The 14683-nt window shown below is 53.1% G+C and carries 13 protein-coding genes and 1 tRNA gene; 8 read left to right on the plus strand and 6 right to left on the minus strand.

What is annotated here, in order from left to right; all coding sequences use genetic code 11:
* Position 1 precedes the first annotated feature (1 nt).
* A complete protein-coding gene (locus tag BLU05_RS14880) occupies positions 2-1627 on the minus strand; it encodes an MFS transporter (RefSeq protein ID WP_091881295.1) in 1626 nt (541 codons plus the stop codon).
* A gap of 282 nt (positions 1628-1909) precedes the next feature.
* Between BLU05_RS14880 and BLU05_RS14885 the strand changes: the two genes are divergently transcribed.
* A tRNA-Gln gene (locus BLU05_RS14885) sits at positions 1910-1983 on the plus strand.
* 121 nt (positions 1984-2104) lie between these two features.
* The gene (locus BLU05_RS14890; protein WP_175540641.1) at positions 2105-3535 is read left to right on the plus strand and encodes a phosphomannomutase; all 1431 of its coding nucleotides are present in this window, start codon (positions 2105-2107) and stop codon (positions 3533-3535) included.
* Positions 3536-3550: 15 nt separating this feature from the next.
* On the opposite strand, the gene rfbD is transcribed toward BLU05_RS14890, so the two are convergent.
* From rfbD to rfbA, 4 genes are read right to left on the minus strand one after another with little or no spacing between them, the layout of a single operon-like run.
* Positions 3551-4438 carry a dTDP-4-dehydrorhamnose reductase gene (rfbD, locus tag BLU05_RS14895; protein WP_091881302.1) on the minus strand — a complete coding sequence of 296 codons (888 nt, stop codon included), beginning with the start codon at positions 4436-4438 and terminating at the stop codon, positions 3551-3553.
* Positions 4435-5511: a dTDP-glucose 4,6-dehydratase gene (gene rfbB, locus BLU05_RS14900; protein WP_091881305.1), complete on the minus strand. Its 1077-nt coding sequence runs from the start codon at positions 5509-5511 to the stop codon at positions 4435-4437. The genes rfbD and rfbB overlap by 4 nt, the downstream gene beginning before the upstream one ends.
* 15 nt (positions 5512-5526) lie before the next feature.
* Positions 5527-6081: a dTDP-4-dehydrorhamnose 3,5-epimerase gene (rfbC, locus tag BLU05_RS14905; protein WP_175540620.1), complete on the minus strand. Its 555-nt coding sequence runs from the start codon at positions 6079-6081 to the stop codon at positions 5527-5529.
* Positions 6078-6959: a glucose-1-phosphate thymidylyltransferase RfbA gene (gene rfbA, locus BLU05_RS14910; RefSeq protein ID WP_091881308.1), complete on the minus strand. Its 882-nt coding sequence runs from the start codon at positions 6957-6959 to the stop codon at positions 6078-6080. Before rfbA ends, rfbC begins: the two co-directional genes overlap by 4 nt.
* 260 nt (positions 6960-7219) lie before the next feature.
* Between rfbA and BLU05_RS14915 the strand changes: the two genes are divergently transcribed.
* Positions 7220-8137, plus strand: coding sequence for a glycosyltransferase family 2 protein (locus BLU05_RS14915; RefSeq protein WP_091881311.1), 918 nt, complete (start codon positions 7220-7222; stop codon positions 8135-8137).
* Positions 8130-8957: a glycosyltransferase gene (locus BLU05_RS14920; RefSeq protein WP_091881314.1), complete on the plus strand. Its 828-nt coding sequence runs from the start codon at positions 8130-8132 to the stop codon at positions 8955-8957. Before BLU05_RS14915 ends, BLU05_RS14920 begins: the two co-directional genes overlap by 8 nt.
* Before the next feature lie 30 nt (positions 8958-8987).
* Here BLU05_RS14920 and BLU05_RS14925 read toward each other — a convergent pair whose 3' ends face one another.
* A complete protein-coding gene (locus BLU05_RS14925; RefSeq protein WP_091881317.1) occupies positions 8988-10316 on the minus strand; it encodes an MFS transporter in 1329 nt (442 codons plus the stop codon).
* A 173-nt stretch (positions 10317-10489) separates the two neighbouring features.
* On the opposite strand from BLU05_RS14925, the gene cyoA reads away from it, so the two are divergent.
* From cyoA to cyoD, 4 genes are read left to right on the plus strand one after another with little or no spacing between them, the layout of a single operon-like run.
* The gene (gene cyoA / locus BLU05_RS14930; protein ID WP_280139037.1) at positions 10490-11653 is read left to right on the plus strand and encodes a ubiquinol oxidase subunit II; all 1164 of its coding nucleotides are present in this window, start codon (positions 10490-10492) and stop codon (positions 11651-11653) included.
* A 16-nt stretch (positions 11654-11669) separates the two neighbouring features.
* Positions 11670-13676, plus strand: coding sequence for a cytochrome o ubiquinol oxidase subunit I (gene cyoB / locus BLU05_RS14935; protein ID WP_091881319.1), 2007 nt, complete (start codon positions 11670-11672; stop codon positions 13674-13676).
* Positions 13673-14302 (plus strand): cytochrome o ubiquinol oxidase subunit III, encoded by a 630-nt coding sequence (gene cyoC / locus BLU05_RS14940; RefSeq protein ID WP_091881322.1) that lies wholly within the window; start codon positions 13673-13675, stop codon positions 14300-14302. The genes cyoB and cyoC overlap by 4 nt, the downstream gene beginning before the upstream one ends.
* Complete coding sequence (gene cyoD / locus BLU05_RS14945; RefSeq protein ID WP_091881325.1) at positions 14299-14673, plus strand: cytochrome o ubiquinol oxidase subunit IV; 375 nt, start codon at positions 14299-14301, stop codon at positions 14671-14673. The genes cyoC and cyoD overlap by 4 nt, the downstream gene beginning before the upstream one ends.
* The last annotated feature ends 10 nt before the right edge of the window (positions 14674-14683 follow it).

A 14683-nucleotide genomic window follows, 5' to 3' on the forward strand; every position in this document is an offset into this window, starting at 1 on the left:
TTTAATGCATATCCAGCGGCGTCTTGTGGGCAGCAATATCGTGCGGCAAAATTGTTTGCCGCTCGATCATGCGATGAACTTGGATTTCGCCACCGCGATGTAGCTCACGAATGCGGTCACCAATCGCGGCATCGGCCTGTGTTCGCCGTTGATTATGGCGAACATATTCAATCCAAGTGGGCGTGTGATAACTTTCCGTCCAGATTTCCGGTTTTTCCAGATCGCGCATCAGCGCCCACTGCCCTGCTCCATCGCGAATTCGCACACGGCGACGGTCTGACATCAATGAGAGGAATTCGGGAATGTCTTCTTCGGCAATCACATAATCAATCATGATGACAATCGGACCGCTGCGTGGCTTCAGATCAAGTGCCAGAAGCGGCTCGCTGAACCGGTTGAGCGGATCAAGATTGAGCGATTTGAATTCAGGCAAGGCATAGCGAAATCCAATCACAGCCCCCACAAGCATCAAGGCACCGGACGCGATCAGTGCTCTGTCCGCTCCATATTGCTCCGCTGCCGCACCCCAGACCCAGCTTCCTACGGCGATACCTGCAAATGTCGTCGTCTGATAGAGCGACAGGGCGCGTCCCACTACCCAGCGCGGCGTCGACAGTTGCACCGTTACATTGAACAGGGAAAGGGCGAGCACCCAGCACGCCCCCGCCAGCAACAGAGCGATATTGGTTGGCCAGACAGACGTGCTTATCGCTGTAATGACAGCACTCACGGCAAATCCTGCAAATGCAACACGCACAATGGCTTCACTTGAGAGAAATTCGCGCAAGCGTGCACTAAGCAAAGCACCGCCAATAGCGCCAATACCGAATGAGCCGAGCATGACGCCATACGTCAAAGGTCCGCCGTGAACGAGATCACGCGCGACAAGCGGCAACAGTGCCAGAATGGCGCTTGCTGAAAGACCGAACACAAAACCACGAATCACCACCTTGCCGATATTGGGGGACATCGCCACATAACGCAGACCCGCCGAGATGGCTCGTCCCAGCGATTCGCGCGGCAAGGGGCTAGGGTCAATCTTCGGCTGCCACCGCATCAATGCGTAGATAACTGCAAAATAGCTGATCGCATTCACCGCAAAGGTTGCAGCTGCACCGGCTATGGCAACGATAAGACCGCCGATGGCCGGACCGACGCTGCGCGTAATGTTGAACCCCATACTGTTCAGCGCTACGGCATTGGGAAGGTCCTCGCGGGGGACCATATCACCGACGGAGGCTTGCCAGGATGGGTTGTTCAATGCCGTTCCGCAGCCCAGAAGAAATGTAAAGGCCAGCAGAAGCCATGGCGTAATAAGGCCGAGATAGGCAAATACCGTCAGCAGCGCTGAAACAATCAGCATGAACCATTGCGCCACGAGCATGACTTTGCGTCGATCAAAATTGTCGGCAAGTGCACCGGATACAAGCGAAAAAATCATGATGGGCAGAGCAGTGGAAGCCTGAACGAGAGCCACCATATTTACCGAATCGGTAATTGACGTCATCATCCAGGCAGCACCAACCGCCTGAATCAGCGATCCGAAGTTGGATACAAGACTCGCGATCCAGATGGTGCGGAATATGTCGTGCCTGAACGGGGCCAGTGGTGATGATCGATCCGCCACCGCGTCTACTTTCTCTTTGGCGTGAAGTGCAAATCACTGCTCTGAACATTTATAGGCTTGGCAGATCGGATTGCCAGCGGTCAAATAGCTTTGAAACGCATTTTCGATAGCCTGGTAACAAATTCCGGCAATGATCGGTCATTTGCGCGCATTCAAATGATCGCTGGAAGATAAAATGGGGTGCAGTGCAAAAACCGTCCGAACAGGGGTTTTCTTCCTGAATGAATTGGACTATATGACCCCCCACCGGCTTAATCAGCCACCGCATTTCAAAGCGGTTGTTGGGGAATAGGTTAACGGTAGACCCACGGACTCTGACTCCGTTAGTCCTGGTTCGAATCCAGGTTCCCCAGCCACTTTTTCACATCAGCAAACCATCTCATTTAACGTCCTTAGTTTGATCGTTATTGACTTTCGACCTTGCGCGGCTGACACCTTACGAGAGTATTTCGTGGCACCAGCTTCAGTGGTTGTAACATTGCAATGAGCAGTTTGAAATTCGGAACAAGTGGCCTGCGTGGTCTGGTAACGGAACTACCCGACGCGGTTTGCAAAGCTTATACTCTCGCATTCCTCACACACATGCAGAAGGTCACCGGTGTTACATCGGACAGCACTTTGCTCATCGGTTACGATCTGCGTTCAAGCAGTCCGCGCATAGCCGCAGCTTGTATTTCCGCTGCGCAAGCTTTCGGCATGAAGGTGGAAAATTGCGGCCCTTTGCCAACACCGGCGCTGGCATTGAGGGCCCTTACCTTGAAGGTGCCAGCAATTATGGTCACAGGCAGCCATATTCCTGCAGATCGAAATGGCTTGAAATTCTATCGACCGGATGGCGAAATCGACAAGATTGATGAAGCCGGTATTCTGGCGGTTCTTGATCTCGCCATGGAACATTCGATTGCGCCGGATGAACCGACAATGATCATGCCGGATGCCTTGCAAAATTATATCAATCGAAGCATTGCCGTGCTCAAGCCAAGGGCGCTGGCCGGAAAGAGGATTGGCGTTTATCAGCATAGCTCCGTTGCTGGCGATTTGATCGTCACTATTCTGCAGAGCTTGGGAGCTGATGCTATCGCACTCGGTCACTCCGACATATTCGTGCCTGTCGATACCGAAGCTCTTCGTCCAGAGGATGTCGCCTTCGCCGAAGATGCGTGCAAAAAGTACAAGCTTGATGCGCTGGTTTCGACTGATGGCGATGCCGATCGGCCGCTTATCGCTGATGAGAATGGCGTTTTCATCCGCGGTGACAGTGTTGGCCTGTTGACCGCACATTTTCTCAACGCAGATGCCGTCGTTACACCGGTAACCTCGAATACCGCCATTGAACTCAGCGGTCTCTTTGCAAAAGTCTATCGGACGCGCGTCGGATCACCCTACGTGATAGAGGCCATGGAACAGGCCCGGGCGGACGGATTGAAGCGAATTGTTGGCTTTGAAGCCAATGGCGGAGTTCTGTTGGGCTCTCCCGTGACCACCGAAGGGGGAACATTGAGTGCATTGCCAACGCGCGACGCAATGCTTCCCATCTTGAGCGTTCTCGGGATGGCGGCCAGTGAAGACGTTGCGATATCCGCGCTGCTACAAGGCCTGCCGTCCCGCTTTACCCGCAGTGGTCGTCTGGAACATATCCCATCAACGGCTAGCGATCCGTTTCTGCAAGGTTTGCTTGATAGTGCGCGCCGCGATGCTTTCTTCGCGCAGGTTGGCACGATTAGAGCAAGCGACGCGATTGATGGCGTGCGTGTTGTGCTCTCGAGCGGCGAAGTGGTCCATTATCGCGCGTCGGGCAATGCACCGGAACTGCGCTGTTACGCAGAGGCATCCAACGACAGCCGCGCTGAAGAACTGCTTCAATGGGGATTGAAGCGAGCTCAAGATGTCTTGAGCTCGCCTTCTTGATCTCTGCTTAAGGCATTAGCTCAATTGCAGAAGTCTTTTGACCGTTGACTTGGTCGACTGTTCCCAAGCGGGCGCTTTCCAGCCAAACACCTCATGGAATTTTTCGGTGTTAAGACGTGAATTCAAGGGCCGCCGGGCTTTTGTAGGATATTCTGACGTCAGAATATCCTTGACGTCAGCAAATGGTCCTTGCGCGTCTTGACTGGCCTGAAAAATCGCCCGCGCAAAATTGCTCCAGCTCGTGCTGCCTGTCCCGGCAAGATGATATATGCCGAAAGCGTCAAATTGCGGATCGACATGTAGACGCTCAGCCACGCAAAGAATACCATCCGCAATATCAATCGCCGATGTCGGGTTACCCCATTGATCCGATACTACTGACAGACTGTCACGGCTCCCAGCCAGATGCAGCATGGTTTTGACGAAGTTCTTGCCGAACGGACTATAGACCCATGCAGTGCGCAGGATCAGGTGCTTGCTGTTGGCTGCAGCGACCAATGCTTCACCCGCCAGTTTGGTTCGCCCATAGACGCCGTGCGGTCCGGTGGGGTCAGCTTCGGTATAGGGCTTTTCACCTTCTCCAGCGAAGACATAATCCGTTGAAAGATGAATAACAGGAACGCCAGCCCGCGCGGCAGCCTCGGCTACCGCACCTGCGCCAACTGCATTAATAGCATATGATAACTCAGGTTCATCCTCCGCCTGATCGACAGCCGTATAGGCAGCAGCTGAAACAACGAGATCAGGCTTTGCAGTCTTTATCGCATCGAAAATTGTATCCGGCTTTGCCAAATCAAAGTCTGGGCGTCCGAGCGTCAACAGTTCCACCGACGGATGAAGCACGGCGCGTTCGATCAAACTGCGGACAACCTGCCCTTCCCGTCCTGTTACAACAACTCTCATGCTGTTCCTTTTTTCAGGGATACCGAACCGAGCCGCTCCCCTGCATAACTTCCACTACGGATCGGCTCCCACCACCACTTGTTGTCGAGATACCATTGCACCGTCCGCTCCAGACCAGTGTCAAACGTCTCTGCTGGCTTCCAGCCAAGTTCCCGTTCGATCTTGGAGGCGTCGATGGCATAACGGCGATCATGGCCGGGTCGATCGGTAACGAAGGTGATGAGATCCCGGTAGCGTGCTCCGCCTTTGCGCGGGCGTTTGCTGTCAAGAATATCGCATATGGTTTCGACAACGCTGAGATTGGTGCGCTCGGCACGACCGCCAATATTATAGCTTTCGCCCGGCTTGCCTTTGGTTACAACCAATTCCAATGCCCGAGCGTGATCCTCAACAAAAAGCCAGTCGCGAACATTTGCACCGGCCCCATAGACCGGCAACGGCTTCTCATCCAAAGCGTTGAGAATAACCAGCGGGATCAGCTTTTCGGGAAAATGGAATGGACCATAATTGTTCGAGCAATTCGATAGGACTACCGGCAGACCATAAGTCTCATGCCATGCACGAACCAAATGATCCGAGGCCGCTTTTGACGCTGAGTAAGGGGATGAGGGAGCATAGGGCGTCTCTTCCGTGAAGATGCCGCTGTCGAAAGGCAGATCGCCAAACACTTCATCCGTAGAAATATGATGGAAGCGGAAATTGGATTTTGCCGGTTCCGGCAGGTCTCGCCAATATGTCAGCGCAGCATTAAGCATGCGGAATGTTCCGACAATGTTTGTTTCAATGAAGGCTGCCGGACCGTCAATCGAGCGATCCACGTGACTCTCGGCGGCCAAATGCATAATCGCATCGATCTTCTCATTGCGAAGAATATCCAGAATCGTGGTGTCATCACAAATGTCAGCCTCAACGAAGCTGTAATTCGGATAATTCTCGATCTGTCGAAGCGATGCGAGATTACCCGCGTAAGTAAGCTTGTCGAGGTTGAAGACTTGGTTTTGGGGATTTGCCGCAAGCTGACGGCAAACCGCCGACCCGATAAAACCCGCACCACCCGTAACTAGGATTTTCATGAAAAGAACTCTCTCTCAGGGGAAAACTTCGGTGCCGTCAAGCAAAGGTGCTTTCCGGTCCTTGTCAGAAAGCTGGAGCGTTGAAGCATCCAGTGGCCACTCAATCCCGATAGAGGGGTCATCGAAGCGAATACCACGGTCATGTTGGGGCGAATAATAATCCGTAACCTTGTAAATAACCTCGGTATTTTCCTCCAAAGTTACAAAGCCATGGGCAAAACCTTTTGGAACAAGAATCTGGTTCCACTTTGCCGCTGATACTTCTAGCGAAACCCACCTTCTGAACGTCGGAGAGCCCCGGCGAATATCGACGACCACATCAAGAATAGAGCCCTTGACGACGCGCACCAATTTATCCTGAGCACGCGGCGGCAACTGATAATGCAATCCGCGCAAAACACCTTTGGCAGCCGAAAACGAATGATTATCCTGCACAAACTGCAGCTTAATCCCCGCCGCGGCAAAACTATCGGCATTGTAGGTTTCGGAGAAAAAGCCTCTGTCATCACCAAACTTGGGCGGCAATATCTCAAGTACGCCTTCAAGGGCGAGAGGTCTAACTTCAATCATTCGTTCCCAATCTCCTCAGCACGCCGCCGCAAATAGGCTGCATATTCCGTCTTCCCCATCTTTGCTGCCCGTTCGAGCACCTGATCGGAGTTCAACCAACCCCATTCCAGACCGATCTCTTCCGGGCATGCGATCTTGATGCCTTGCCGATGTTCGATTGTCCGAACAAACGATGAAGCCTCATGCAAACTGTCGTGCGTACCAGTATCAAGCCAAGCATAGCCACGTCCGAGCTGCTGGACCTGCAAATCCCCGCGCTCAAGATAGACATTGTTGACGGTGGTGATTTCCAACTCGCCACGGGACGATGGTTCAATGGACGCTGCAATGTCCACAACATCATTGCTGTAAAAATAGAGCCCCGTCACAGCCCAGTTGGATTTGGGTTTCGCCGGCTTTTCCTCGATGGATATTGCCTGACCTGTGACTTTATCGAATTCAACGACGCCATAACGTTGCGGATCGTCAACATGATAAGCAAAGACTGTCCCACCCGTCGTAATCGATGAAGCAAGCTGACACAATTTGGAAAGGCCATCGCCGAAATAGATGTTATCGCCCAGAATCATGGCGACACTATCTTGGCCGATAAATTCGCGCCCTATGATAAACGCTTCAGCCAAGCCGTTTGGCTGCGGTTGTTCAGCATAGGAAAAGTTGACGCCGAAATCCGAACCATCTCCAAGCAGTTTCTGAAAAAGCGGCAAATCGTGTGGTGTTGAGATGATCAGAATATCACGGATTCCCGCGAGCATGAGAACACTCAATGGGTAATAGATCATGGGTTTGTCATAGATGGGGAGAATTTGCTTCGACACTGCGATCGTCAATGGGTAAAGACGTGTACCGCTTCCGCCAGCTAGTATAATTCCCTTCATTCGATCACTTCCTTATGTCAATGCTAAAGTCGAGTCGTGACATGCGCCTGCAATAGCCGCCGGTAATTTCATTTAAAAATGGCGAAATGCGGTTCGCCTATCATTGTGGCAGACATTTGGCGAGAACAGAACCACGAGTCAACCGAGACGAAATGGAAAAATGGCAAGACTAAATGTCTATTCTCCAACAAGTTGATGATTTTACGACATAATTATCATCGATAACTATATACGCAATGCCAAGTAAAACGGATTTTTGAATGCGAACTGAGTACCAATCTGAAGTCAGCGCGATTATCGTGACCTATAATCCGGATGTTGCAGCTCTTGCGAAACTTCTGAACGCGATAGGTCCCCAAGTTGCTGATGTCATTGTGGTGGACAATGGTTCGAAAACCGATTTGAATCAGTGGCTTGCAAATCAGCCCATCAAGGCAAAACTCATACCTCTCGGCACCAATCGTGGCATTGCAAAAGCACAAAATGTCGGCATTGATCAGGCCCGAACAAGGGGTTCAAACTTCATTCTTCTGCTTGATCAGGACAGTGTGCCAGCCCCGAACATGGTGGCCATATTATTATCGGCAGCGAAAGCCCAGATCGCCGAAGGTATCAAGCTTGGGTGCGTTGGTCCGCGGTATGAGGATTCGCGCCAGAACAATCCTCCTCCTTTTGTAAAAATAGAGGGGCTCCGCCTTCAGCGTCAAACCTGTGCTTCGGCGAATTCAGTTGTGGACGTGGATTATCTCATTGCTTCGGGCTGTCTCATTCCCATGACAACCATTGACGATGTTGGTGATATGAAAGAGGAACTGTTCATCGACTATGTGGATATCGAGTGGGGTTTGCGCGCGCAACAGAAGGGCTACCGTTCTTTTGGCGTTTGTGCCGCGCAAATGCAGCACGACCTCGGTGACAATCCCGTCAAATTCCGTGGACGATATATTCCTGTCCATAGTCCCTTGAGGCACTATTATCATTTCCGCAACGCTGTCTGGCTTTACCGGCAATCATGGCTACGGACCAACTGGAAAGTTGTCGATGCGGCACGTCTCGCACGAAAATTCGTTTTCTACAGCCTCTTTACCGCACCTCGGCTCGAACATGCCTGGATGATGACAACCGGCGTATTTCACGGCCTTATCGGGCGTATGGGAAAGAGGCCCGGCAATGGTTGAACACAATGTCCCCGTCGCAAATCCAGATTATGAGATCACGATCAGCGTCGTGATTTTCAAACCAGATCGCGTAGTGCTCGGCAATACACTCAAAAGCCTGCAAAGGGCACTTGAAGAGACAACTCCGCTTCGCGCCAAGCTCTACGTCATCGACAACACCCCTGATGTTTCGGACCACAATTGGCTGAGAGTATTGTCGCCTGGCCTGCCACTTGAGATCATCGCGGGGCACGGCAACATTGGTTTTGGTGCAGCCAATAATATGGTTCTGGACAGAGCGGGTAAATTCCACCTTGTTTTGAACCCAGACGTGGAAATGCAACCAGATGCCTTGAAACAGGCGCTGGCATTCATGACAGAAAACCCAGCCGGTGGCCTGATCACACCAAAGGCGTTTAATCCAGACGGAAGCACGCAGTATCTTTGCAAACGATATCCCGCAATCTTCGACCTGCTTCTTCGCGGCTTCGCCCCAAACGGCATCAAAAAGCTGTTTCGCAAGCGGTTACAGCGGTACGAAATGCGGGATCAGATTGCAGATACGCCGTTCTGGGACCCCCCCATTGTCAGCGGATGTTTCATGTTCTTCCGCGGCGACGTATACAAACAGTTGGGTGGTTTTGATCCGCGCTATCTGCTCTATTTCGAAGATTTCGATATTTCACTGCGCACCGGCAAAATAACGCGTATTGCCTATGTCCCGGCAGTCAAAATCGTCCACGAAGGTGGTCACGCCGCCAGCAAAGGCCTCTGGCACATCAGGCAGTTTGCCCGCTCCGCGTTCATATTCTACACGACCTATCCAATGAAGCTTTTCTAATCCGTCGTCTGAGACGCCGCGAAGACCTCTTTATTTGTCGCGGCCATCAATCTGCCGATTAATTGCCAGAGCAATCAACGTGCATGCAGCGCCAGACAGGAGATAAGCACCACTCGCAATAAGACCGAAGCGGCTTGACAACGCCAAAGCAACAAGCGGAGCAAAACCGGCACCGAACAACCACGCAAGATCTGTTGTCAATGCAGACCCGGTATAGCGGTATCTTCTTGAAAAATTCGACGCAACCGAGCCGGATGACTGGCCGAAGGACAAGCCGAGAAGCAGGAAGCCGAAAACCATGAAGATGATCTCGCCGACATCACCACCATCAAGAAGTTGAGGCGCAAAGCCGCTGAAGACAGCAATGGCAATGGCCGTGGCTATAAGCAATCGGCTCCGTCCCACACGATCGGCGATATTTCCGGAAGCTAGAATTGCCAGAACACCCACTGCCGCACCAATCGTCTCAATCATGAGAAAGCGTGCTGGCCCCTGATCCGTGAAAAGGAATACCCAGGAGAGAGGAAACACGGTGACCATATGAAACAGGGCGAAGCTGGCCAAAGGAGCAAATGCACCGATAACAACATGCCGTCCTTCTGCCTGCAATGTATCGCTGACAGTGGTTGGCTGTAGTTCCCGGCGCTCGAAAAGTTCGGCGTATTGCTCGGTGACAACCATGCGCAGACGGGCAAAGAGCGCCACCACATTGATCGCAAAAGCAACAAAGAAAGGATAACGCCAACCCCATTCCAGAAAGTCCTGTGCGGACAGATGTGCAACGAAGAACGCAAAGAGGCTGGCTGCAACCATCAATCCGAGCGGGGCACCAAGCTGCGGGATCATGGCATACCAGCCACGGCGACGTTCCGGTGCATTCAGGGCAAGGAGTGAGGCAAGCCCATCCCATTCACCGCCGAGCGCCAAACCTTGACCGAGCCGGAAAAGCGCAAGAAGCAGCGCCGATACCCAGCCCACTTGCTCATAGCCGGGAAGAAAAGCAATTGCCACTGTCGAGCTGCCCAGCAGGAACAGAGTGATGGTGAGCTTAACTCCACGGCCATAGGTGCGGTCAATGGCCATGAAGATTACAGTACCGAGCGGTCGTGCAATAAAGGCCAGTGCAAAAATTGCGAAAGAATAGAGCGTGCCCGTCAGCGGATCGACATAGGGGAAAACGAGTTTGGGGAAAACCAGCACGGAAGCAATGGCATAAACGAAAAAGTCGAAGAACTCCGACGTACGGCCAATAATAACGCCAATGGCGATTTCGCCCACGTTGACGTCGTCGTGACTGCCATGCAGGCCTTTCACGTCACGTCCGTGCGTCGATGAGGGCACCCCTATTTCCGCGCTCATATCTGGTTGCGCTCCTCAATCCTGAATTGGCAGCTGCTTTCTTCAAGCCGCTCTCACGGCTTATGCTAGCATCTCCTTTATCATTGTGACACATTACGGAAGGATTGGGCAAATTGTCCAATGTCACTTTGAATGGGGTGCCGCTACGGATGGCGTAAATTACCGCTGCTATCATGTCAGGAACGACCTTGAAACGTTTTCTTGCCGTCACCATACTTCCGTTTCTTACCATGCTGACCGCATGCAATGCTGTCGTCATGAGTCCGTCTGGTGACGTGGCCGCACAGCAGCGCGACCTCATTGTTATCTCGACCATTCTGATGCTGATCATCATTGTGCCCGTCATGCTGCTGACGGTATTTTTTGCATGGCGCTATCGCCAGTCTAATACGGAAGCCCGGTATGAGCCCGATTGGGACCACTCGACGCAGCTTGAGCTGATCATCTGGGCGGCCCCCTTGCTCATTATCATTTGCCTTGGCGCATTGACGTGGATGGGTACACACCTGCTCGATCCCTATCGCCCGCTGGATCGTATCGCTCCCGGCAAACTGGTCGATAAACAGACCAAGCCCCTGCAAGTGGAAGTTGTCGCGCTCGATTGGAAATGGTTGTTCATCTATCCGGAATATGGCGTGGCAACCGTCAACGAGCTGGCCGCTCCGGTAGACAGACCCATCAATTTCCGGCTGACCTCATCGGCGGTCATGAATTCATTCTATATTCCCGCCCTTGCCGGTCAGATCTACACCATGCCTGGCATGGCGACGAAGCTTAGTGCCGTGATCAACCATCCCGGTACATTTGAAGGCTTTTCGGCAAATTATAGCGGCGCTGGATTCTCCGGTATGAAGTTTGCGTTCCTCGGCCTGTCCGATGCCGATTTTGACAAGTGGATGGCCGGTGTGAAGGCGCAAAGCGGTTCGCTGGATCGCAATGCTTATCTCGAACTTGAACGTCCCAGCGAAAATGACCCCGTGCGCCGCTACGGGAGCGTCGATGCACAGCTCTTTACCGCCGTGCTCAACCGCTGCGTCGAACTCGGTAAGATGTGCATGGATGAAATGAGTTCCATCGATGCCAAGGGCGGTCTTGGCCTTGCGGGCATCAACAATCTGCATCCACTTGAATATGATAAATACACACGGCGCGGTGCGATATTTGCTCCACCAGCGACCTATGTCGCGCGGATATGCACCACTGAAGAAGAGGCGAGAATGCGTGTGAGCCAGCCGCTTCTGTCACCGCGTGACATTTCTCCTGTCCTTGGCGCGGGTCTGCCGCGCCCGGTATCAGCCCCATTGTTCGGCGCACCGCGCCGCCCGTCGAATTCCTGAACGGATTGAGTCCGATATGTTTGATAATCCCGCTCTTCTCAAAGCAGTCTTCGGCCGCCTGACGCTGGAATCGTTTCCGTATCATGAGCCGATTCTTGTCGGCACTTTCGCAATGGTGGCCCTTGGCGGCTTGGCACTGGTGGGAATACTGACCTATTACCGCCTATGGGGTTATCTCTGGCGCGAATGGTTCACCAGCATCGACCACAAGCGCATTGGCATCATGTATATGGTCCTGGGTATCGTCATGCTGCTGCGCGGCTTTTCCGATGCCATCATGATGCGCCTGCAACAGGCCATCGCTTTCGGCGGATCGGAAGGTTACCTCCCGGCGCATCACTACGATCAGGTGTTCACCGCCCACGGCGTGATCATGATCTTCTTCGTCGCCATGCCGCTCGTCACGGGCCTCATGAACTTTGTCGTTCCGCTGCAAATCGGCGCGCGTGACGTGTCCTTTCCGTTCCTGAACAATTTCAGCTTCTGGATGACAACCGCTGGCGCCATACTGGTCATGATGTCCCTGTTCGTCGGGGAGTTTGCCAAGACCGGCTGGCTCGCCTATCCACCGCTTTCCAATATCGGCTACAGTCCGGATGTCGGGGTGGACTACTATATTTGGGCGCTACAAATAGCGGGTATCGGCACATTGCTATCGGGCGTCAATCTGGTTGCGACCATCGTCAAGATGCGGGCGCCCGGCATGACAATGATGAAGCTGCCGGTCTTTACCTGGACAGCCCTTTGCACCAACGTCCTGATCGTGGCCGCCTTCCCCGTTCTGACAGCGGTTCTCGCTCTGCTCAGCCTTGACCGCTACGTCGGCACGAACTTCTTCACCAATGATTTTGGTGGCAACCCCATGATGTATGTGAACCTCATCTGGATCTGGGGCCATCCGGAAGTCTACATTCTCATTTTGCCCGCTTTCGGCATCTTCTCCGAAGTCACCTCCACATTCTCCGGCAAGCGCCTCTTCGGTTATACATCGATGGTCTATGCGACCGTCGTTATCACCATTCTCGCCTATCTCGTCTGGCTGCACCACTTCTTCACCATGGGTTCCGGTGCAAGCGTGAATTCTTTCTTCGGCATCACGACGATGATCATTTCGATCCCCACAGGCGCCAAAATATTCAACTGGCTCTTCACCATGTATCGTGGCCGCATCCGGTTTGAATTGCCGATGATGTGGACGATTGCCTTCATGTTGACCTTCGTTATCGGCGGCATGACAGGTGTACTACTCGCCGTACCACCGGCAGACTTTGTGTTGCATAACAGCCTGTTCCTCGTGGCGCATTTCCATAATGTCATCATTGGCGGCGTGCTGTTCGGCCTCTTTGCCGGCATCAGCTACTGGTTCCCGAAGGCATTTGGCTTCAAGCTTGATCCGTTCTGGGGCAAAATGTCGTTCTGGTTCTGGGTCATCGGCTTCTACTTCGCCTTCATGCCGCTCTACGTATTGGGCCTGATGGGCGTAACAAGACGTCTGCGGGTGTTCAATGATCCGTCGCTGCAGATCTGGTTTGTCATCGCTGCTTTCGGTGCTGTCCTGATCGCTATCGGCATCCTGTCCTTCCTCATCCAGATTTATGTCAGCATCCGCAACCGTGAGAAGCTGGCGGACTTTACAGGCGATCCCTGGGATGGTCGGACGCTCGAATGGTCAACATCATCACCACCACCCGCTTACAACTTTGCCTTCACGCCGGTGGTTCATGATCTCGACGCTTGGCACGACATGAAAAGACGCGGCTACACACGTCCGCTCGAAGGCTTCAAGGCGATCCACATGCCCAAAAACACCGGCACGGGTATTATCCTTGCGGTTCTGAGCATCATCTTTGGCTTTGCCATGATCTGGTACATCTGGTGGTTGGCTGCCTTCGGTTTCGTGGCTATGCTCGCCGTAACGATCGGCCATACCTTCAACTACAAACGCGACTTCCACATACCGGCAGATGAAGTTATTCGCACGGAAGGTGAGCGGACAGCTCTCCTCGCAGGAGCCGCACAATGAGTTCTTCCGTGGTTCACGAGAACAGCGCAACACCAACTTTCTACGTGGTTGATGAGCACGATCATCCCGAAGGCGGCAGCACCATGTTCGGCTTCTGGATTTATCTGATGAGCGATTGCCTCATCTTTGCGGTGCTGTTCGCAACCTATGGCGTGCTTGGCGGCAATTATGCAGCCGGACCATCGCCAAAAGATCTTTTCGATCTGCCGCTTGTGGCGATCAATACGTCGATGCTGCTCTTTTCGTCCATCACCTATGGCTTTGCCATGCTGACGATGGACAAGGGACGGATTGGCGCAACGCAGGCTTGGCTTGGCTTGACCGGCCTCTTCGGCCTGGCGTTCATTGGCATCGAACTTTACGAGTTCTCGCATATGATCCATGAAGGCGCCACGCCGCAGAGAAGCGCCTTCCTGTCGTCCTTCTTTACACTGGTTGGAACGCACGGGCTGCACGTCACCGTTGGTCTGGTCTGGCTGACAACCCTGATGATACAGGTCAAACGTTATGGGCTTATCGCGGCAAACAAGCGCCGCTTGATGTGCCTCAGCATGTTCTGGCACTTCCTTGACGTCATCTGGATTGGCGTTTTCACTTTCGTTTACCTGATGGGAATGTTGCGATGACAACAGCGCGCACTGATGATCACAGCCACCCGGACGATGACGGGCACGCACACGGCTCGCTTCGATCCTATCTGATCGGTTTTGGCCTCTCGGTTGTCCTGACAGCAATCCCCTTCTGGCTCATTATGACCGGAGCCCTGGACTCCAAACAGGGGACGGCACTCGCAATCATGGCATTGGCCGTGATCCAGATCGTTGTGCATATGGTGTTTTTCCTGCACATGAACGTTCGTTCGGAAAATGGCTGGACGATGATGGCACTGATCTTCACGCTCGTCCTCGTGGTCATAACGCTCACCGGGTCCCTATGGGTCATGTATCATCTGAACACCAACATGATGCCCGGCCACGATATGAGCCAGATCCCCTGATGGCATAGCC

The organism is Phyllobacterium sp. OV277, assembly GCF_900104355.1.
Classification (GTDB): domain Bacteria; phylum Pseudomonadota; class Alphaproteobacteria; order Rhizobiales; family Rhizobiaceae; genus Phyllobacterium.